This is a genomic window from Methylobacterium dankookense, from assembly GCF_902141855.1.
Taxonomy (GTDB): Bacteria; Pseudomonadota; Alphaproteobacteria; order Rhizobiales; family Beijerinckiaceae; genus Methylobacterium; species Methylobacterium dankookense.
Genome location: NZ_CABFVH010000070.1, coordinates 1 through 19,429, shown reverse-complemented (window position 1 = coordinate 19,429; position 19,429 = coordinate 1). Strand labels below are relative to the sequence as shown.

At 70.3% G+C, this 19,429-nt stretch carries 20 protein-coding genes, 1 tRNA gene and 1 pseudogene; 16 read left to right on the top strand and 6 right to left on the bottom strand.

The features are described from left to right. Together MTDSW087_RS27780 and MTDSW087_RS31365 are read left to right on the top strand one after the other, a co-directional pair. Positions 1-87 (top strand): annotated as a pseudogene (locus MTDSW087_RS27780) (IS5-like element ISMex42 family transposase); the annotation flags it as partial. Between the two features lie 90 nt (positions 88-177). Further along, positions 178-447 carry a DUF6883 domain-containing protein gene (locus tag MTDSW087_RS31365; RefSeq protein WP_342353842.1) on the top strand — a complete coding sequence of 90 codons (270 nt, stop codon included), beginning with the start codon at positions 178-180 and terminating at the stop codon, positions 445-447. A gap of 35 nt (positions 448-482) precedes the next feature. Here MTDSW087_RS31365 and MTDSW087_RS27775 read toward each other — a convergent pair whose 3' ends face one another. Then, entirely contained in the window at positions 483-1,352 is an 870-nt protein-coding gene (locus MTDSW087_RS27775) for a 3'-5' exonuclease (protein WP_144768730.1), read from the bottom strand. Positions 1,353-1,568: 216 nt separating this feature from the next. Here MTDSW087_RS27775 and MTDSW087_RS27770 point away from each other — a divergent pair, with 216 nt between their 5' ends. The 8 genes from MTDSW087_RS27770 to lpxB all read left to right on the top strand — a co-directional run bounded on the left by MTDSW087_RS27770 (position 1,569) and on the right by lpxB (position 11,727). Next, positions 1,569-2,498 (top strand): AEC family transporter, encoded by a 930-nt coding sequence (locus MTDSW087_RS27770; protein WP_144768717.1) that lies wholly within the window; start codon positions 1,569-1,571, stop codon positions 2,496-2,498. A gap of 215 nt (positions 2,499-2,713) precedes the next feature. Continuing rightward, on the top strand, positions 2,714-3,871 hold the full coding sequence (rseP, locus tag MTDSW087_RS27765; protein ID WP_144768715.1) for an RIP metalloprotease RseP: 1,158 nt from the start codon (positions 2,714-2,716) through the stop codon (positions 3,869-3,871). 538 nt (positions 3,872-4,409) lie between these two features. Further along, positions 4,410-6,971 (top strand): outer membrane protein assembly factor BamA, encoded by a 2,562-nt coding sequence (bamA, locus tag MTDSW087_RS27760; protein WP_144768713.1) that lies wholly within the window; start codon positions 4,410-4,412, stop codon positions 6,969-6,971. A 191-nt stretch (positions 6,972-7,162) separates the two neighbouring features. Next, positions 7,163-8,227, top strand: a complete 1,065-nt coding sequence (gene lpxD / locus MTDSW087_RS27755; protein WP_144768711.1) for a UDP-3-O-(3-hydroxymyristoyl)glucosamine N-acyltransferase — start codon at positions 7,163-7,165, stop codon at positions 8,225-8,227. 132 nt (positions 8,228-8,359) lie between these two features. Next, positions 8,360-8,827 carry a 3-hydroxyacyl-ACP dehydratase FabZ gene (fabZ, locus tag MTDSW087_RS27750; protein WP_144768709.1) on the top strand — a complete coding sequence of 156 codons (468 nt, stop codon included), beginning with the start codon at positions 8,360-8,362 and terminating at the stop codon, positions 8,825-8,827. Then, complete coding sequence (lpxA, locus tag MTDSW087_RS27745; protein ID WP_144768707.1) at positions 8,824-9,642, top strand: acyl-ACP--UDP-N-acetylglucosamine O-acyltransferase; 819 nt, start codon at positions 8,824-8,826, stop codon at positions 9,640-9,642. Before fabZ ends, lpxA begins: the two co-directional genes overlap by 4 nt. Positions 9,643-9,646: 4 nt before the next feature. Next, positions 9,647-10,507, top strand: a complete 861-nt coding sequence (locus MTDSW087_RS27740) for an LpxI family protein (protein WP_144768705.1) — start codon at positions 9,647-9,649, stop codon at positions 10,505-10,507. Next, on the top strand, positions 10,504-11,727 hold the full coding sequence (lpxB, locus tag MTDSW087_RS27735; protein WP_238179110.1) for a lipid-A-disaccharide synthase: 1,224 nt from the start codon (positions 10,504-10,506) through the stop codon (positions 11,725-11,727). The genes MTDSW087_RS27740 and lpxB overlap by 4 nt, the downstream gene beginning before the upstream one ends. A gap of 18 nt (positions 11,728-11,745) precedes the next feature. Here lpxB and tlpA read toward each other — a convergent pair whose 3' ends face one another. Then, positions 11,746-12,378 carry a thiol:disulfide interchange protein TlpA gene (tlpA, locus tag MTDSW087_RS27730; RefSeq protein ID WP_144768703.1) on the bottom strand — a complete coding sequence of 211 codons (633 nt, stop codon included), beginning with the start codon at positions 12,376-12,378 and terminating at the stop codon, positions 11,746-11,748. A 42-nt stretch (positions 12,379-12,420) separates the two neighbouring features. On the opposite strand from tlpA, the gene argH reads away from it, so the two are divergent. The 3 genes from argH to MTDSW087_RS27715 all read left to right on the top strand — a co-directional run bounded on the left by argH (position 12,421) and on the right by MTDSW087_RS27715 (position 15,015). Continuing rightward, the gene (gene argH / locus MTDSW087_RS27725; RefSeq protein WP_144768701.1) at positions 12,421-13,812 is read left to right on the top strand and encodes an argininosuccinate lyase; all 1,392 of its coding nucleotides are present in this window, start codon (positions 12,421-12,423) and stop codon (positions 13,810-13,812) included. 96 nt (positions 13,813-13,908) lie between these two features. Continuing rightward, positions 13,909-14,172, top strand: coding sequence for a hypothetical protein (locus MTDSW087_RS27720; RefSeq protein WP_144768699.1), 264 nt, complete (start codon positions 13,909-13,911; stop codon positions 14,170-14,172). Positions 14,173-14,343: 171 nt separating this feature from the next. Next, positions 14,344-15,015 (top strand): invasion associated locus b family protein, encoded by a 672-nt coding sequence (locus MTDSW087_RS27715; protein WP_144768697.1) that lies wholly within the window; start codon positions 14,344-14,346, stop codon positions 15,013-15,015. Positions 15,016-15,028: 13 nt separating this feature from the next. Here MTDSW087_RS27715 and MTDSW087_RS27710 read toward each other — a convergent pair whose 3' ends face one another. Further along, positions 15,029-15,310, bottom strand: coding sequence for a hypothetical protein (locus tag MTDSW087_RS27710; RefSeq protein ID WP_144768694.1), 282 nt, complete (start codon positions 15,308-15,310; stop codon positions 15,029-15,031). Positions 15,311-15,759: 449 nt separating this feature from the next. Continuing rightward, positions 15,760-16,452 carry an HAD family hydrolase gene (locus tag MTDSW087_RS27705; protein WP_238179108.1) on the bottom strand — a complete coding sequence of 231 codons (693 nt, stop codon included), beginning with the start codon at positions 16,450-16,452 and terminating at the stop codon, positions 15,760-15,762. A gap of 131 nt (positions 16,453-16,583) precedes the next feature. Here MTDSW087_RS27705 and MTDSW087_RS27700 point away from each other — a divergent pair, with 131 nt between their 5' ends. Both MTDSW087_RS27700 and MTDSW087_RS27695 read left to right on the top strand, forming a co-directional pair. After that, positions 16,584-16,904 carry a PetM family of cytochrome b6f complex subunit 7 gene (locus MTDSW087_RS27700; protein WP_144768690.1) on the top strand — a complete coding sequence of 107 codons (321 nt, stop codon included), beginning with the start codon at positions 16,584-16,586 and terminating at the stop codon, positions 16,902-16,904. Positions 16,905-17,383: 479 nt separating this feature from the next. Beyond that, a complete protein-coding gene (locus MTDSW087_RS27695) occupies positions 17,384-17,860 on the top strand; it encodes a hypothetical protein (protein WP_144768688.1) in 477 nt (158 codons plus the stop codon). 22 nt (positions 17,861-17,882) lie between these two features. Here MTDSW087_RS27695 and MTDSW087_RS27690 read toward each other — a convergent pair whose 3' ends face one another. After that, complete coding sequence (locus MTDSW087_RS27690; RefSeq protein ID WP_144768686.1) at positions 17,883-18,362, bottom strand: PAS domain-containing protein; 480 nt, start codon at positions 18,360-18,362, stop codon at positions 17,883-17,885. Positions 18,363-18,530: 168 nt separating this feature from the next. On the opposite strand from MTDSW087_RS27690, the gene msrA reads away from it, so the two are divergent. Then, positions 18,531-19,187, top strand: coding sequence for a peptide-methionine (S)-S-oxide reductase MsrA (gene msrA, locus MTDSW087_RS27685; RefSeq protein ID WP_144768684.1), 657 nt, complete (start codon positions 18,531-18,533; stop codon positions 19,185-19,187). A 148-nt stretch (positions 19,188-19,335) separates the two neighbouring features. Here msrA and MTDSW087_RS27680 read toward each other — a convergent pair. After that, positions 19,336-19,412 (bottom strand) — tRNA-Met (locus MTDSW087_RS27680). Positions 19,413-19,429 lie beyond the last annotated feature (17 nt).

Below are 19,429 nucleotides of genomic sequence, written 5' to 3'. Positions count from 1 at the left end.
CGCGCCGTCGCCACCCGCTACGAGAAGACCGCCGTCAGCTTCACCAGCGTCCTCTGCCTCGCGGCCACGCTCGATTGGATCAAGTGACGACAGGCCCTAGAAGCGTCGACCGGTGCAGATCGGATATCCTCTGGCCGAGACCAGTGTGAATCCCCTCTAGGTCACCCGGTATCTTCTGTGTTTCGAGAACGGTCCCGACGCCGCATCGAAGGCTTCGTTCGTTTCGGATTCGAGGTCGACAGGCCCGATGGCCTGATCGAGGCCCTCCGCCGTCACGCAGCCGAAAATCCGGTGCGCGAGATCTGGGTGGACGAATGGGGCCTCCACGCCGAAGTGGACGGAAAGCTGCACACCCCCGACGGCCGCATTCCGACGATCCGGACAAGCTGGATTCGGGATCACCGATCCGAGGGGCCGGCTCGCCTCGTCACCGCCTTTCCGCGCTGACGCATATCGGGCCCCCTTGCCGGCGAGGCCGAAGCTCAGGACGACGCGACCGGGACAGCCGCGAGCGCCCGGAAGACGCGCGCCAGATCGCCCGCATTGTCCGAGAGCAGGTCGGTGACGTCGCCCACCGCCAGCGCCTTCACGTGGCGGCAGCGCATTCCGTGGCGGCCGGCCATGCAGGTGCAGCGGAGATACGGCGCCCCCGCGCGCTCCTCCAGGGTCACGTCGTAGCGGTTGCCGGTGCTGCCGCGCATGGTGAAGCGCAGCGGCGCGGGCGCAGCCGGGCGGAACGCCCGCATGACGCGGTCCGAGATCGGGCCGGCGGCCGGACGCGTCGGCGGTGCCGGGCCGCCCGCGACGCGGGTGACCGGCAGGTCGATCCGCCGGGAGAGATCCGCCATGTCCGCGGCACCCGTCTCGCGCATCGCCGCGAGCGCGATCTCGGCGCAGGCATAGGCGTCCTCGCCCGCATCGTGGTGCGCGAAGCGGATCCCCAGGCGTGCGGCGACCTTCGAGAGGTCGCAGCCCGCGGGATCCGGGAAGACGCGCCGGGCCACCTGGACCGTGCAGAGATAGGCGAGCGGGGGCGCCGCGAGCCCATGGGCATGGAGCGAGGCGCGCAGCACGCCGATGTCGAAGCTGGCGTTGTGCGCGAGGACGAGGCCGCCGGCGAGGTCCGGCAGGAACGCGGCCATCACCGCATCGAAGGGCGGCTTGTCCGCGACGTCCGCCGGCAGGATGCCGTGGACGCGGATGTTGCCGGGCGCGAAGCGCAGCTCCGGCGGCCGGATCAGCCGGGATTCCCGGCGCACGACGCGGCCGTCCGCGATCCAGGCGAGGCCGACAGCGCAGGCGCTGTCGCGCCGCTCGTTGGCCGTCTCGAAGTCGATGGCGACGATGGTCATCGGAGGTGACTATGGCACGGGGTCGGCCCGCGGCGGCAGTGGCGCGCGTGGCCGCAGGCCGGTGGCGCAGGAAACCGGCGGAAATGCGGGTCATCACCGACATCCTGTCAGCCTGCGGACGTGCCATGCGCCCGGCGCCCCGTGCAGCATGGCAGGAACGTGGTATGCGCGCGACCAGCCGCCCTCCCCGCCTCGTCGCCGGAACCCGTCCTTGCCGTGAACGCCGTCACGATCATCGTCCCGATCTTCGGGATCATCCTGATCGGCTGGGCGGCCGCCCTCGCCGGCCTGCTCTCCGAGCGGGTGAGCGACGGCCTGTCGGAATACGTCTTCGCCATCGCCGTGCCGGCGCTGATCATCGGCACCCTCACCCGGCCGGGGCTGGAGGGCGAGATCGCGTGGTCCTACTGGTTTTCCTATTTCGGCGGGGCCGCGATCGCCTGGGCCGCTGGCTCGGTCATCGCGCTCCGCCGGGCCGGGATCGGGCGCCAGGGGGCGGTGCTGCACGGCTTCACGGCGAGCCAGTCGAACACGATCTTCGTCGGCGTGCCGATGATCCTGCAGGCCTACGGCGACGAGGGCGCCTTCCCGCTCTTTCTGCTGCTCGCCGTCCACCTGCCGCTGATGATGGGGGTGGCGACCTTCCTGATCGAGGCCGAGAGCGGGCGCTCGCTCTGGCAGCGGCTCGTCGGCCTCGCCAAGGTGCTGTTCAAGAACCCGATCTTCGTGGCCCTGCTGATCGGCATGGCGATGAAGCTGCTCCGGATCAGCCCGGCCGGGCCGGTGAAGAGCATCCTCGATGCCTTCGCCGCCACCGCCTCGACCTGCGCCCTGGTGGCGCTCGGGGCGGGCCTGCGGCGCTACCGCGTGCTGTTCGACCTGCCCGGCGCGCTCGTCGTCGCCCTGCTCAAGACCGTGCTGCATCCGCTCGCCGTGTGGCTGCTCGCCTTCCACGTCTTCTCGATGCCGCCGGCCTATGCCGGGGTGGCGACCCTGTTCGCGGCGATGCCGTGCGGGATCAACGCCTATCTCCTCGCCGTGCGCTACAAGACCGAGACCGGCCTGGTCGCCGCCTCGGTGCTGGTCTCGACGCTGATCGCGCCCGTGACCACCCTCGCCTGGCTGGCGCTGCTCGGCCACGCCTGATCCGTCATCGCCCGGCCGGATAGCGGGGACAGCGGGACCTGGCGCGGCGGAGGCCGGCCCGGGCCCTCGCATCGGCTCCCGGTCCGTGCGAGCCTGGCAACCCTCGCGACGGTTTGCGTTGGCCTCGGCCCATGCCGATCTGTTACAGCGGGACCCGGCATGGCAGGGGCCGCTCCGGGGCACCGCCTCCCGGAGGCGGCTTTGAGGATCGGCGCATGGACTTCCTGAACGCGATGGGCGGCACCGCCAGCGGCTTCTTCGGCGCGGTGATTCCGTTCCTGTTCGTGCTCACCATCGTGGTCTTCGTGCACGAGATGGGCCACTTCCTCGTCGGCCGCTGGTGCGGCGTCGGCGTCCACGCCTTCTCGATCGGCTTCGGGCCGGAGCTCTTCGGCTTCAACGACCGGCACGGCACCCGCTGGAAGCTCTGCGCCATCCCGCTCGGCGGCTACGTGAAGTTCCACGGCGACGCCAACGGCGCGAGCGTGCCGGATGCCGCGACGGTCGCCCGGATGAGCCCGCAGGAGCGGGCGACGAGTTTCCCGACCCAGCCCGTCTCCAAGCGCGCGGCCATCGTCGCGGCGGGGCCGGTCGCCAACTTCATCCTGGCGATCCTGCTCTTCGCCGGCGCGATCTGGCTCGGCGGCCGCTACGAGCTGCCCGCCCGCGTCGCCGCGGTGGAGCCGAACAGCGCCGCCGCGGAGGCCGGCTTCGAGCCCGGCGACCTGATCAAGGCGATCGACGGCCAGCCGGTCGGCGACTTCAACGCCATGTACCGCACCGTCACCGGCAGCGCCGGCAGCGCCCTCGTCTTCACGATCGAGCGCGACGGCGCGGAGCGCCAGGTCACGGCGACGCCGCGGGTCCACGAGGACCGCACGCCCTTCGGCCGGCACCGGGTCGGCCGCCTCGGCATCCGCTCGCCGAACGGCTCGGAGGCGAAGCTCGTCCAGTACGGACCCTTCGCCTCGCTGAAGCTCGGCGTGCACGAGACCTATTTCGTGGTCGAGCGCACATTCTCCTATCTCAGCAAGCTCGCCACGGGCCGCGAATCCGCCGACCAGCTCTCCGGACCGATCGGGATCGCCCGCGTCTCCGGCGAGGTCGCCAAGACCGGCGGCGTCGGCGGCCTCGTCGGCCTGATCGCGCTGCTCTCGGTCTCGATCGGTCTCTTGAACCTGTTCCCCGTGCCGCTCCTCGATGGCGGCCACCTGCTCTTCTACGCCTTCGAGGCGGTGCGCGGGCGCCCCCTGAGCGAGCGCGCGCAGGAGATCGGCTTCCGCATCGGCCTCGCCCTGGTGCTGATGCTGATGCTGTTCGCCGCCTGGAACGACATCCTCAACCTCGGCGCCTCCTGGGGCCGCAACACCTGATACCGCGTCCGGTTGATCGGACCCGGACGCGGTCTCGGCAAGCCCGCGCGGCGCTTGAGCGAAGGCGACATCCCGAAGGGATCACACGGATGTCGTATGAGGCCGGCCCGGATCGCGGCGTCCCCGGACGCGGCGATCCCCTGATCCGCGGCGCGCCTCCCCGGTTGCGCCCCGGATTCGCCGCAAAGTCGCCCCGATCCGGCAGCCGGCCGCGCCCCGGCGCCCGCTCCGCAGGGCTTCGGCGACGGGGTTTCGGAAGCGTTTCCACGATCCTCACGCGATCCGGAAAGCCCTGCGGGCTGCGGATTTTACCCGCGGTTTACCCTGCCGACGGATCGTGGTCCCAGCCGCGCCCGCGTTAAGTGGCCCGAAGGCCACGACCCTCCAATTTCCCCAGGCGGCCCCCTACGGCGACGTTTGCTTGCCTTGGGAATCCCGTTAAGAGCTACGCTTGGACCAGGTGACGGGACGGCCGGGCAACGGTCGCCCGTGGCGGGTTTGAGTTCCCGCTCCGAGAACAACACAGACGGGCGATTACATGATGTCGATGACGGGGAAGCACCGGCGCGAGTCGGTGAAGCGGACCATCGTCCTAGTCGCCGCCGCGACTGGGGTGCTGGTCAGCACCGCGGCGCAGGCGCAACAGATCGTCGTTCAGGGCAACCGGCGCGTCGATTCCGACACGATCCGGTCCTACGTCACCGGCACGGCGTCGGGGTCGGCCGAGGAGGCTCGGCGCAACCTGCTCGCGAGCGGCATGTTCTCGGACGTGAAGGTCGCCCAGAGCGGCGGCCGCACGGTCGTGACGGTCCGCGAGAACAACATCATCAACCGGGTGGTGTTCGAGGGTAACAAGAAGGTCGAGAAGGCGACCCTCGAGGCGCAGATCGAGACCAAGGCGCGCGGCGCCTTCAACCCGGCCGTGATCAACGCCGACGTCGCCCGCATCAAGGAGATCTACCGGCGCGCCGGCCGCGGCACCGCCAAGGTCACCTACCGCACCGTCGACCTGCCCAACGGCACCGTCGACGTGATCTATCAGGTCGACGAGGGCGACAAGACCGGCATCGTCTCGATCAACTTCGTCGGCAACAACGCCTATTCCGAGCGGACCCTGCGCGGTCTGATGAGCTCCTCGGAGATGAACTTCCTGAGCTTCGTCAAGACCTCCGACGTCTACGATCCCGACCGGATCGCCAACGACCTCGACCTGGTCCGCCGCTACTACCTGCGCAACGGCTACGCCGACTTCCAGATCGTCAACGCCGATGCCCGCTACGTCGAGGGCGAGGACAAGAACGGCTGGGTCATCACCGTCACGGTGAACGAGGGCGAGCAGTACCGCGTCGGCGCGGTTGTCGTCGATTCGCGCCTGGCCGGCGTCGATACCGGCCGCCTCGACGGCGAGGTCCGCGCCGCGGTCGGCGACGTCTACAACGCCGAGGATGTCGAGAAGTCGCTGTCGGGCATCACGACCGACGTGAACCGCCAGGGCTTCCCCTTCGCGCAGGTCCGCCCCACCGGCCAGCGCGACCGGGCCACGCATCAGGTCTCGCTCGGCTTCGTCGTCGAGGACGGCCCGCGCGTCTACATCGAGCGCGTCAACATCCGCGGCAACACCCGCACCCGCGACTACGTCATCCGCCGCGAGCTCGATTTCGGCGAGGGCGACGCCTACAACCGCGTGCTCACCGACCGCGCCGAGCGCCGCTTGAACGGCCTGGGCTTCTTCAAGAAGGTCCGCTTCTCGAACGAGCCCGGCTCCTCCCCCGACCGTGTCGTCCTGAACATCGATGTCGAGGATCAGCCCACCGGCTCGTTCTCGGTGGCGGGCGGCTACTCCACCCAGGACGGCATCATCGGCGAGGTCTCGGTCTCGGAATCGAACTTCCTCGGCCGCGGCCAATACGTCCGCGTCGCCGGCACCGGCGGCCAGTACTCCCGCGGTGTCGACTTCTCGTTCACCGAGCCGTACTTCCTGGGCTACCGCCTCGCGGCGGGCTTCGACGCCTTCTACAAGTACAGCGACCTGACCCGCTACTCGCGCTACGAGACCACGGTCTATGGCGGCCAGCTCCGCCTCGGCCTGCCGATCACCGAGGAGTTCGGCATCACGCTCCGCTACTCGCTCTACAACACGGAGCTGAAGGTCCCGAACACCATCAAGCGGCCCTACAACGACTGCTCGGTGCCGATCCCGGGCCTGACCCAGACTTGGGATCCGGGCACTGTCATCAACGGGCAGAACGTCAGCGGTCTCGCGAGGTATCCGGACTGCGCCTATAACGGCGAGGCCTCGATCGCGCTGAAGGGCTCGCAGGGCAACACCCTGACCTCGCTCGCCGGCCTGACGCTCGCCTACTCGACGCTCGACGTGATCGGTGCCCCGCGCAACGGCTTCTACGCCGAGCTGAAGCCCGACGTCGCCGGCCTCGGCGGCGACTCGAAGTTCTTCCGCGTCACCGGCGAGGCGCGCTACTACAAGGAACTCTGGGAGGACGTCGTCGGCTTCGTCCGCCTGCAGGGCGGCCACATCGAATCCCTCGACGGCAACCCGCTGCGCCTGACCGACCAGTTCTTCCTCGGCCCGTCGCTCGTCCGCGGCTTCGCGCCGAACGGCATCGGCCCGCGCGACATCGGCACGACCGATGCCCGCTCCAACGCGGTCGGCGGCTCGACCTATGTCGGCGCCTCGGTCGAGGTTCAGTTCCCGCTCTGGGGCGTGCCGAAGGATCTCGGCCTGAAGGGCGCGGTCTTCGCCGATGCCGGTACGCTGTTCGGCTATGGCGGCCGCCGCACCTTCGACGTGAACGGCGACCGGCTGATCAACGGCTTCGCCCCCGGCTCGGGCTGCAACTTCAACACCTTCACCATCGGCGTCGAGCCGGAGTGCCTGAACGTCCGCGACAAGACGACGATCCGCTCGTCGGTCGGCGCCTCGATCCTCTGGAACTCGCCGCTCGGTCCGATCCGCTTCGACTACGCCTACGCGCTGTCGAAGGACGAGGGTGAGAAGATCTTCGTGAACGGCGCCTATGCCGGCCGCGTCGGCAAGGACCAGATCCAGGCGTTCCGCTTCTCGGGCGGCTCGCGCTTCTGATCCGGCCTCCGGGCTCTACCTGAAACACTGCGCGCCGCTCCGGAACCCCGGGGCGGCGCGTCGTCATATTGGCGCCCCTTTCACATCGCCTGACGGTCGGCGACGATCGCCCGCCGCAGCCGCGGCGGTGCTGGACGGGTCCTCGCGCGCGACCGGCACGCGACCGACCCGCGCGACGGTTTCGCAAGAGCATGTCCGACCCGCATTTCTTCACCGCGCAGACCACCCTGACGCTGCGCCTCGTCGCCGAGGCCGCGGGCGTCCCCCTGCCGGAGGGCGCCGATCCGGACCGGACCGTCACGGGTGCGGCCCCCCTCGACCGGGCGGGCCCCCGCGACCTCGCCTATATGGACAATGCCCGCTACGGCGACGCGCTGGCCGCGACGCGGGCCGGCATCTGCCTCGTCTCGCCGCGCTTCGCCGCCCGCGTGCCCGCGGATACGGCGGCGCTCGTCCTGCGCGATCCCTACCGTGCCTATGCCGCGCTCCTCGGCCGCCTGCATCCGGATGCCATGCGCCCCGGCTCGCAATTCGGAGCCCGCGGCGTCGCGCCGGGCGCCCATGTCCATCCCGAGGCCCATCTCGAGGACGGCGTCACCGTCGATCCCGGCGCGGTGATCGGCCCCGGCGCCGAGATCGGCTCGGGCACGGTGATCGGCCCCAACGCGGTGGTCGGTCCCTTCTGTCGGGTCGGCCGCGACTGCGCCATCGGTGCCGCTTCGAGCCTCAGCCACACGCTGATGGGCAACCGGGTGATCGTGCATCCGGGCGCGCGCATCGGCCAGGACGGGTTCGGCTTCGCCATGGGCGCGAGCCACCTGAAGGTCCCGCAGATCGGCCGCGTCATCGTCCAGGACGATGTCGAGATCGGCGCCAACACCACGATCGACCGCGGCGCCAGCCGCGACACGGTGGTCGGCGAAGGCACCAAGATCGACAACCTCGTGCAGATCGCCCACAACGTGGTCATCGGCCGCCATTGCGTGATCGTGTCGGGCGTCGGCATCTCCGGCTCGACGACGCTGGAGGACTACGTGGTGCTCGGCGGCCAGGTCGGCGTGGTCGGCCATCTCACCATCGGCCGCGGCTCGCAGATCGCCGGATCGTCCAACGTCAACCGCGACGTGCCCCCGGGCAGTCGCTGGGGCGGCACGCCGGCCAAGCCCGTTCGGGCCTGGTTCCGCGAGCTGACGACGCTGGCGCGCCTCGCCGAACGGTCCGGCAGCGCCGAGAGCCGCGACGACGCGGACCGGTAGGCAGCCGCCGGCCGGGATCGGACGGCTTTCCAAACGACTTGCACTGGGGCGCGGTTTTGGTCGAAACACCGGCCGGGTCCGGAATGAACGAACCGGCCGCGGTGGCGGCCGGGAGGCGGGGTAGTTGAAGCGATGACGGAGACGGTGCAGGAACTCGGCGCGGCCGACATCCAGAAGGTGCTGGAGCTGTTGCCCCATCGCTATCCCTTCCTGATGATCGACAAGATCATCGAGATCGACCGCGACGAGAGCTGCATCGGCATCAAGAACGTCACCGCCAACGAGCCGCAATTCACCGGGCATTTCCCCGGCATGCCGGTCTTCCCCGGCGTGCTGCTCATCGAGGGCATGGCCCAGACCGCGGGCGCGATCTGCTGCCGCCACCTCGCCGCCGGCGGTCCGGTCCAGACCAAGCAGGTCTTCTTCATGACCATCGACAAGTGCAAGTTCCGCAAGCCCGTGGTCCCCGGCGACCAGGTGCGGTTCCACATGAAGAAGCTCAACCAGCGCAAGACGATGTGGTGGTTCCGCGGCGAGGCCCGCGTCGACGGCACGCTCGTGGCCGAGGCGGAGATCGGCGCCATGCTGGTGACGCAGTGAGCGCGGCGCAAGTCCATCCGAGCGCCATCATCGAGGCGGGCGCCGCGATCGCCGAGGGCGTGCGCATCGGCCCCTTCTGCCATGTCGGCCACGAGGCGGTGATCGGGCCCGAATGCGAGCTCGTCAGCCACGTCGTGGTGGCCGGCCGCACGACGATCGGCCCGCGCACCAAGATCTATCCCTTCGCCTCGATCGGCCACCCGCCGCAGGACCTGAAGTACCGCGGCGAGGCGACGACGCTGACGATCGGTGCGGAATGCGTGATCCGCGAAGGCGTGACCATGAATCCGGGCACCGCGGGCGGCGGCTCGGAGACCGTGGTCGGCGACCGCTGCACCTTCCTGGCGAATTCCCATGTCGGGCACGACTGCCGGGTCGGCGCGAACGTGATCTTCTCCAACAACGTCATGCTCGCCGGCCATTGCAGCGTCGGCGACTACGCGATCCTGGGCGGAGGCGCTGCGGTGATCCAGTTCGCGCGCGTCGGCGCGCACGCCTTCGTCGGCGGCCTCTCGGGCCTGGAGAACGACTGCATCCCCTACGGCATGGTCGTCGGCAACCGCGCGCACCTGTCCGGGCTCAACATCATCGGCCTCCAGCGCCGCGGCTTCGCCCGCGAGGACATCCACGCGCTGCGCCGGGCCTATCGCCTGATCTTCGCCCCCGAGGGCACCCTGATGGAGCGCGTCGAGGACGTGGCGGCCGAGTTCGCCGATCATCCGGCCGTGCGCGAGATCCTCGACTTCATCCGGGCCGGCGGCAAGCGCTCGATCTGCACGCCGCGCGAGGCGCCGGCCCCGACCGGCGCGGCCTGATCCCGTGCCTGCCCCGGCGGAACCGAGCGGGAGCCTCGTGCTGGTCGCGGGCGCCGGGCGCCTGCCGGATCTCGTGGCGGATTCGCTCCAGCGGGCCGGCCGGAGCTTCAAGGTCCTGGCCCTGCGCGGCTTCACCGACCGCCGCCTGCGGGCGCGGGCGGACGCCACCGTCGACCTCCTCGATATCGGCGGCACGCTGGCCATCCTGAAGAGCTGGGGCCCTGCCGTGGTCGTGCCGGCGGGCGGCGTCGCGCGGCCGAGCCCGGCGGCCCTGCTCAATGCCGGCGCGGCCCTGCGCAACCGCGAGGCCCTGCGCGCCATCGCGGGCGGCGGTGACGACCGTCTCCTGCGCGCCGCGCTCGCCCTCCTCGAGGAGAACGGTCACCGCGTGCTCGGGGTGCACGAGGTCGCGCCCGATCTCCTGAGCCCCTTGGGGATCCTCGGCCGGCACGCGCCGGATGCCGAGGCGCAGGGCTCGGTCGGCACCGGGCAGGCGCTGCTCGCCGGCCTCTCGCCCTTCGATGTCGGCCAGGCGGCGGTGGTGGCGGGCGACCGGGTGCTCGCGATCGAGGGGCCGGAGGGTACCGACCGCATGCTCGCCCGCGCCCGCGGCCTCAACCGGAGGCCCTTCGGCTACGGCCGTCCCGCCCTCGGCACGGTGCTGGTGAAGCTCGCCAAAGGCGGCCAGGACCTGCGTATCGACCTGCCGGCGGTGGGCCCGCGCACGGTGTGCAACGCCGCGGCCGCGGGCTGCGCGGGGATCGCCGTCGAGGCCGGCCGGACCCTGCTGATCGACCGCGCCGAGACGGTCGCCGAGGCCGACCGGCGCGGCCTCTTCCTCGTCGGGCTGGAGGCGCGGGCGTGAAGATCTGGCTCGTGGCGGGCGAGGATTCGGGCGACCAGCTCGGCGCGAAGCTGATCCGGGCCTTGCGCGCGGCGGCCCCCGCCCCGCTCGAACTCGGCGGCGTCGGCGGCGAGGCCATGGCGGCGGAGGGCTTCACCTCGCTCTTCCCCCTCGATGACGTGGCGGTGATGGGCTACCTGCCGGTGCTCGCCCGGGCGCGCACGCTGCTGCGCCGCATCCGCGAGACGGTGGACGACGTGGTGGCGGCCCGGCCCGACGTGCTCGTCATCATCGACAGTCCCGGCTTCACCCATGCGGTCGCCTCGCGGGTGCGCAAGCGACTGCCGGACCTTCCGGTGGTCGATTACGTCTCGCCGAGCGTCTGGGCCTGGCGGCCCTGGCGCGCGAAGACCATGCGCGCCTATGTCGACCATGTCCTCGCGCTGCTGCCCTTCGAGCCGGAGGCCCATCGCCGCCTCGGCGGCCCCCTCTGCAGCTATGTCGGCCACCCGCTGATCGAGCGCCTCGGCGAGCTGCGCCCGGGGCCGGAGGCGGCGCAAGCGCGGCAGGTTGCGCCCTTCACCCTCGCCGTGCTGCCGGGCTCGCGCCGCTCCGAGATCGAGCGGCTGATGCCGGTCTTCGGCGAGACGCTGGCACGGTTGAAGGCGGCGGAGCGCCCGTTCGAGGCGGTGCTGCCCGCCGTGAACCGGCACAGGGCCCGCATCGAGGCCCTCGCCGCCACCTGGCCGGTGCCGGTGCGCATCGTCTCGGGCGAGGCGGAGAAATATGCGGCCTTCCGCGCGGCCCGGGCGGCGCTCGCCGCCTCGGGCACGGTGACGCTCGAACTGGCGCTCGCGGGCGTGCCGATGGTCGTCGCCTACAAGGTCTCGCGGATCGAGGAGTTCATCGGCCGCCGCCTGATCCAGGTGCCGACCATCGTCCTGCCGAACCTGATCCTCGGCGAGAACGCGATGCCGGAATTCATCCAGGCCGATTGCACGGCCGAGCGCCTCGCCGGGGCGCTTGGGCCCCTGCTCGCGGGCGGCCCGGAGCGCGACCGCCAGGTGACGGCTTTGGAGCGCATCGACGGGCTGATGCAGCTTCCCGACGGCGAGGCGCCGAGCGAGAGCGCCGCACGGATCGTCCTCAGATCCCCAAGGGACAAGTCCCTTGGGCGGGGTGTCGGGGCGGAGCCCCGAGAGAACCCCCAGGGCTCTGCCCTGGACCCGCCAAAGGCCTGAGGCCTTTGGAAACCCGCGTCAGCTTCGCCCGAGGGCCGCGAGGATCAGGTTGCGGCCGTCGTCGCCCGACCACTCGGCCGGCCCCTTCATGACGCCGACCGTGCAGCCGGCGGCGTCGATCAGCATCGTGGTCGGCAGGCCGGTGGAGCCGGTGTCGCGCTGGATCGCGGGCAGCACCCGGCCGCCCGGATCGGCGTAGTAGGCGAGCTTCGCGATGCCGTTCTCCGTCATCCAGAGCGGCGGCTTGTCCACGTTGCGGGTGTCGAGGTTGATCGCCACCACCGCGAAATCCGCCCCGCCGAGCGCGCCCTGGAGCCGGTCGAGGGCCGGCATCTCGGCCTTGCAGGGCGCGCACCAAGTCGCCCACAGATTGACGAGAAGGAGCTTGCCGCGGAGATCCGCGAGGCGCATCTCGGTCCCGTCCGGCCCCTTGAAGGCGATGTCCGGCGCGGGCCGGGGCTTCTCGGGCGCCTGCATCGCCGCGACGTCGCCGCGGGAGGCGGCCGCGACCCGGGCGAGAGCGGCGCCGGAGGGCGCGCAGGGGCCCGCCCCGTTGCCGCCGATGGAGCCGGTCCCGTATAGGGCAAGGCCTGCGGCGAGGGCGGTCACGAGGCCGGCCCCGATGGCGAGACGAGCGACGGTCACGGGCATCGGCCTTGCCTGTCGGGACATGAGCGTGGGGACGTTGAGAGCATGAGCAACCGGATGTGGGGCGGCCGCTTCGCGAGCGGCCCGGCCGAGATCATGGAAGAGATCAACGCCTCGATCGGATTCGACAAGCGCCTCGCGCCCCAGGACATCCGCGGCTCGCTGGCGCATGTGGCGATGCTGGGCCAAGCCGGCATCCTCCCGGCCGAGGATGTGGCCGCGATCGAGGTCGGGCTCAAGAGCGTCCAGGCCGAGATCGAGTCCGGCACCTTCGTGTTCCGCCGCGAACTCGAGGACATCCACATGTCCGTGGAGAGCCGGCTGACCGAGATCGTCGGGCCGGCTGCCGGCCGCCTGCACACGGCGCGCTCGCGCAACGATCAAGTCGCCACCGACATGAAGCTCTGGGTGCGCGACACCCTCGATTCGCTCGATGCCCAGGCCGCCGAGCTGCAGCGGGCGCTCGCCGACAAGGCGCTCGCCCATGCCGGCACCGTGATGCCGGGCTTCACTCATCTGCAATCGGCCCAGCCCGTCACCTTCGGCCACCATTGCCTCGCCTATGTCGAGATGCTGGCGCGCGACCGCGGGCGCTTCCGCGACGCCCGCGCCCGCCTCAACGAGTGCCCGCTCGGATCCGCGGCGCTCGCCGGCACCTCCTTCCCGATCGACCGGCACGCCACGGCCGCAGCGCTCGGCTTCGACCGGCCAACCGCGAACTCCCTCGATTCCGTGGCCGACCGCGACTTCGCGCTGGAATCGCTTTCCGCCGCCTCGATCTGCGCCGTGCACCTGTCGCGCTTCGCCGAGGAGCTCGTGGTCTGGACCTCGGCGCAGTTCGGCTTCGTGAAGCTCTCGGACGGCTTCACCACCGGCTCGTCCATCATGCCGCAGAAGCGCAACCCCGACGCGGCGGAGCTGGTGCGCGCCAAGGCCGGCCGCATCGTCGGCGCGCTCACCGGCCTCCTCATCGTGATGAAGGGCCTGCCGCTCGCCTATTCGAAGGACATGCAGGAGGACAAGGAGGGCACCTTCGACGCGCTCCAGGCCCTCTCCCTCTGCCTCGCCGCGATGACCGGCATGGTGCGCGACCTCGAGCCCGCGGCCGCAATCCTGAGCAAGGCGGCCGGCTCCGGCTACAGCACCGCCACCGACCTCGCCGACTGGCTGGTGCGCGAGCTCGGCCTCCCGTTCCGGCAGGCCCACCACGTCACCGGCCGCCTCGTCGGCGTCGCCGCGGCCCGGGGCGTCGGGCTGGAAGCGCTGTCCCTGCCCGAGATGCAGGAGGCGGAGCCGCGCATCACCGACGCGATCTACGCCGTGCTCGGCGTCGAGAACTCCGTGGCGAGCCGCACCAGCTACGGCGGCACCGCGCCGGCCAACGTGCGCGCGCAGGCGGAGGCCTGGATCACGAAACTGTCGGGGGACAACGCCTGAGGCTTGTGCGCCGCAACCTTCCGGCGGCAGCCGCGTTCACCGTTCAGCTAAGTTGCGTCGCGTACAAGCTCGGCCATGTGGATCGGAGATCGCAGCATGCTCGTCGAGAGTTGGATCAAGCCGGACGAGGCGCCGGCCATGGCGGCCTCCGCCACGGCCATGATCGACGCCGCCCTGACCGGCTCCGGCCTCGCGCGGGAGGCGTACTGGGCGGCGGTGCGCAAGGGCTACAACACGCCCTACAACGACCCGCCGGCGCGCAAGATTGCGGAGCCGGCGGTCACGATCTCCGTCGCCGCGGAGCCGCTGCCGGCGGCCGTGATGGCCGCCGCCACGGCCACCGAGATCCGCGCCGCCTGATCCGGGCGCGCATCATCCCCAGGATATGACGCGGCGGCAGCGGGCTCGCCCGCGCCTGCCCTCTCGCTGCCCTCTTTTCCATCGACTTGCCGTCCTGACGCTCAAGCGTCACTAAATCCCTGTGCGCCGGCTACGCTGTGCACACCGGACGATGCTGCCCAGGATGTGCCGATGCGCCGTGCCCTCTGCCTGTCGACTGCCGGAGCCCTCGCGTTCCTCGCCCCCATCCTGGTGGCCGGGCACGGGCCGGGCGCCATCGGCACGGGCCTCGCGCAGGCGCAGGAGGCCGCCCCAGAGGCGGAGCCCAAGCGCGGCCGGCGCGGACGCGAGCGCGCGAAGCCGTCCGCCACGCCGCCCGGCATGCAGCAGGCTACGCCGGTGGCGGTGATCGGCGACTGGAACGTCTTCACCAACGGCCAGGGCAAGGGCCGCCTCTGCTACGCCATCGCCCAGCCGCAGGCGCGCTCGCCGAACACGCTGAAGCGCGACAGCGCCTACCTGTTCGTGACCGTGCGCAAGGGCGAGAACGTGCAGAACGAGGTGGCGGTGATGCTGGGCTTCCCGGCGAAACCCGCTGCCGCGCAGCAGAAGCCGGGCGCCGCCGCGGCTCCGACCGACCCGAGCCTCAACATCGGTACCGCCCGCTACGGGCTTGTGACCAAGGACAACAACGCTTGGCTGCAGAACCCGGCGGAGGAGGCCAAGGTGGTCGCCGAGATGAGCGGCCGGGCCCCGAAGCTCGTGATCAAGACGACCTCGGCGCGCGGCAACCCGACGAGCGACGAATACGCGCTCGCCGGCTTCGCCGACGCGATGAAGCGCACCCGCGAGGAGTGCAAGTAGCGCGCGGGATGCGTCACACCGCGCGAAGGCGCTGACCGGAGGGGCGGGCCACGCGCCCGCCGCCCGCCCGCGTGCGTGCGCGGAACCGGTCTCGAGCCGCCCGCGCCGCCTGCTCGGTGCTGCCGAAGACGACGCCGTCGAGGCTGTCGAAATCGCGGGTCGACGAGAAGAAGCGCACGCCGCGCCCCTCGGGCACGGTGATGCCGGCGGCGATCTCGCCCACCTCGATGATGCGGGGCGCGGCCGATGCGGCGCCGGAGCCCGGACCGGGCTCAGTGCTGTGAAGCTTGGACATGGGGCGGATGACTCCTGATGGCCGACGGAGGCGGCCTGCGTGACTGCGATGGAACGGCGAGAGGTTCGGTCTCAGCGTCGACAGCAGGCGCGAGCCCGGCGGATGGCCCGGGCGTCAGGACGTCGGATACGAACATGCGAAAAGGTCACGCGCTGTCCTCCTGAAGAAGGACCACGAAGCCTTGGCAGTCAGCCCAAGAGCAAGCCAGCGACCACGTGGTGCTTTAGCGTTTGTTTTCGCGGCGCAAGCTACGCTCTTCAAATCACCGCGGCCGCAATCCCCGAGCGGAGACAAGCGGCACACTTAAGATGTGCTCGTCATGACCTTCCGTCAACGGAAGGCTGTTTCGTTTTTGCACGCAAGCGTGGCAGGAGAATGACGCCGGACCGCCCCGCGGCAGGGTTTTCCGCCGAGGGCCTGTCCACACCCGCCAAGCGGGGATCCCGGCCTCACCCGGCGAGGATCAGGCGGGCGAGAGCCGCATAGTCCGAGACGACCCTCTCGGCACCGGCCGCCGAGAGATCGGCGCCGGCCGGGTCGTGGCCCCAATGGCCGCCGCCGGTGAAGCCGATCACGCGCATGCCGGCAGCGCGCGCTGCCGTCACGCCGGGCACGCTGTCCTCGACCACCAGGCAGGCGTCCGGCGCCGTCTCCATCCGCGCGGCCGCGTGCAGGAACAGGTCCGGGAAGGGCTTGCCCCGGCGCACCTCGACGGACGAGAAGACCCGCCCCTCGAAGAGCGGCAGCAGGCCGGTGAGGCCGAGCGAGTGGCGCAGCCTCACCGGATCGCTGCTCGACGCCACGCAGATCGGCAGATCCAGGGCGGCGATCGTCTCGGCGGCGCCCGCCATCGCGCGCAGCTCGGCATCGAAGGCGCGTAGCGTCTCGGCCTTGACCTCGGCGACGAACCCCTCCGGGGCGTCGATACGGTAGTCGCGGGCGATGTGCTCCATGATCGAGACCATCGAGGTGCCCGCAAACCGGGCACGCACCGTCTCGAGGTCGATCGGCACGCCGATCCGGTTCAGGCCGGCGGTGAGGCAGGCGAGGCTGATCGGCTCACTGTCGACGAGGACGCCGTCGCAATCGAAGATCACCAGGGCCGGTCGTCCGCGACCGGCCGCATCCGCACGCGCATCCACGCCGTCGCGTTCCCCCATCAGAGCCGGAGCCGTCTGGCACGGGGCGCCGCCGCCTGGCAACCGCTTGCGCTTGCGCGAGCGTGGCCATACTCCGAGTGTCACGGACCGGACCCGCCCCAGCGGAACCCACGATGCTGCGTTTCCTCAGCCGCTTCCTCGGCTTCCTCTGCCTGGCCGGCGGCTTCGTGGCCCTGGTCTATGACGGCGCCCGCTCGATCGCGAACAACAGCCTGCGGGTGACGTCGCTCTCGGACCTGATCTTCACGGTCTTCAAGGAGAAGGCCGGCGCCCTCCAGGGTAGCGTCCAGGGCCTCGCGCCCTGGCTGTGGGACCTGCTCGTCCTGCCGCTGACGCTCGCTCCCGCCTCGCTCATCGGCCTCGGACTCGGCGCCGTGCTGATCTGGCTCGGCCGGCCCCGCCGCGAGCCGATCGGGTTCCTCACGCGTCCTTAGAGCCACGCCCGATCGCGTTGCGACGGGGCACGGCTCTAAGCCCTTGTTCTGACGCGCTCTCTTGCGCCGAACCGGCATCCACTTCGGCGGCGAGCGCTCTAGAGCCGTGTCCCGATCCCATCGGATCGTGACCAGCGCGGGCACTTCAGCTGCCGATCGTGGATCGGCTTGGCCGTGTGTGGCCGCGTCGTCGATCCGGGCCTCGGAGAAACTCCTCCTGCGAGAGCGCCTGATGTCTACAAAGCCGGATCGATCCCGGCCGACGAGCGGGAATCACTTGCTCAAACAGCCGATACATAACTCAAGCTTGGTAGTTCCAGGCAGGCAATCCAACGTCAATCTGGCGCATGTCGCGCCCGAGGAATGGACTTACTGGCAGGAGGAATCGATGCGCCTCCTGGCGACGGGCAAGCCCTTCAGCAAGGTCCCCACCCTGAAACGCGCCGGGAACGAGCGCGCGCGTTTCCGCTACACCATGGTTGCCATCTATCAGGCAGAAGGACTCGATCGAGGGCTGGTCGGCGGTCATCTCTCCCGTCGAGACGCAGATCGCGACGTTCGGCGGCGAGCTTCGGAAGGGTCTGGAACAGGGTCTCCAGGGCCGGCACCTGCGGGCGGCGCGCGGGCTCCTCGGCTGGTCGATGATGGACCTCGCGCGGGCGAGCCGCCTGTCCCTCTCGACGATGCGCCGCCTGGAAGACGATGCGGAGGTCTCGGGGTCGCGATCGCGCCACCTCGCCGTCTCGGCGCTGCGGGCCGCCGGCATCCGGTTCTCGCTGCTCGACGACAGCATGATCGCCATCGCCCGGTCCTGGAGGGCCCTTGCGCCGAAGGGATACCGGCTCGAGGAAAGAGGGCGCATCAAAACAAGCGCTTGGAGCATTTTCCGCGGACGTGGTTGCCGGTCCCGCGAAAGAAAATGCGGCTCAATCAATGAGATAGACCATTTTCCGTGATCCAAGGATCATGGAAAATGGTCTAGAGCCGCGCCTCCAGCTCGGCGACCCTGGCCTTCAATGTCGTCACCTCGTCGAGGAGGTGATAGCGCTCGCTCACATCGAGCTGCGAGGCGAAGAAGTAGCGCAGCCGCCCTGCCTCGTCGTGCACCGGACCGAGATAGAGCGCATTGCGGAAGGTCGTGCCATCCTTGCGGTAGTTGAGCAGGTCGAGGGTGATCGGCACCTCCTGCCGGATCGCCGCGCGGATCGCATCGACATCGGCGGGGTCCGTCTCCGGCCCCTGCAGGAAGCGGCAATTGCGCCCGGTCACCTCCATCCGCTCGTAGCCGGTCAGGGCCAGGAAAGCGTTGTTGGCGAAGACGATCGGGTTGTCGAACAGGCGCGGATTGGTGACGATCATCGGCATGCGCGTGGCGCGCACGGCGGCAGCGAAGGGATCACCCTGGTTCGACTCGGCCTGCAGGTGATCCAGCAGGCGCACGGGGTTCGTAGGGTCCATGCTCCTCGAAGGGTCCGCAAGGGTTGTTTCGGCAAAGGTTGCTTCGGGATGGAAGCTACAAAGCCGCGATGCCGCCTTCAAGGCTGAAGACCGTCCGCCTTATGCGGATCGCGCGCGCACCCCATATCTGTGAGCAAGAGAAGGTCCGATCGACCGGAGCCGCACCCGATGTTCCTGTTCCGCAAGCGCCCCGAGATGCCGAGCGCGGCCGATGCCTTGCCCGGCCGCCCGACGCCGATCCCGACCGCCGAGCACCATTTCGTCAACGGCCACGCGCTGAAAGGCCCCTATCCCGACGGTATCGAGGCGATCGTTCTGGCACTCGGCTGCTTCTGGGGCGCCGAGCGCAAGTTCTGGCAATTGCCGGAGGGCGTCCATGTCACGGCAGTCGGCTATGCCGGAGGCTACACGCCGAACCCCACCTACGAGGAAGTCTGCTCCGGCCTGACCGGACATACCGAGGTGGTGCTCGTCGCCTTCGACCCAGCCGTTCTGCCCCTCGAATCGGTCCTTAAGACCTTCTTCGAGAGCCACGATCCGACGCAGGGTATGCGCCAGGGCAACGATGTCGGCACGCAGTATCGCTCCGGCATCTACACGAACGGCGCGGCACAGGCGGAGACGGCCGAGGCCGTGCGCGCTGCTTACGCGGCGGCGCTCCGCGAGCGCGGCTTTCCCGACATCACCACGGAGATCAAGCCGCTCGACCACCTCTATTTCGCGGAGGCCTATCACCAGCAGTACCTCGCGAAGAACCCGGCCGGCTATTGCGGCCTTGGCGGCACCGGCGTGACATGCCCGATCGGCACGGGCGTCGCGGCCTGACGACGAAGGGTGCCGAAAAGTCCCCTCCCCTCTTCGTCCCATGAGGTGAAGAGGGGACAAGGCGGTGTCAGCTGGTGGCGACCGACAGGCCCAACGAAAAAGCCCGCCAAACCGGAAGGCTTGGCGGGTTTCATCAGGATCGATGATCTGGTTGCGGGGGTTGGATTTGAACCAACGACCTTCAGGTTATGAGCCTGACGAGCTACCGGGCTGCTCCACCCCGCGCCGGGCGGCTGTGACGT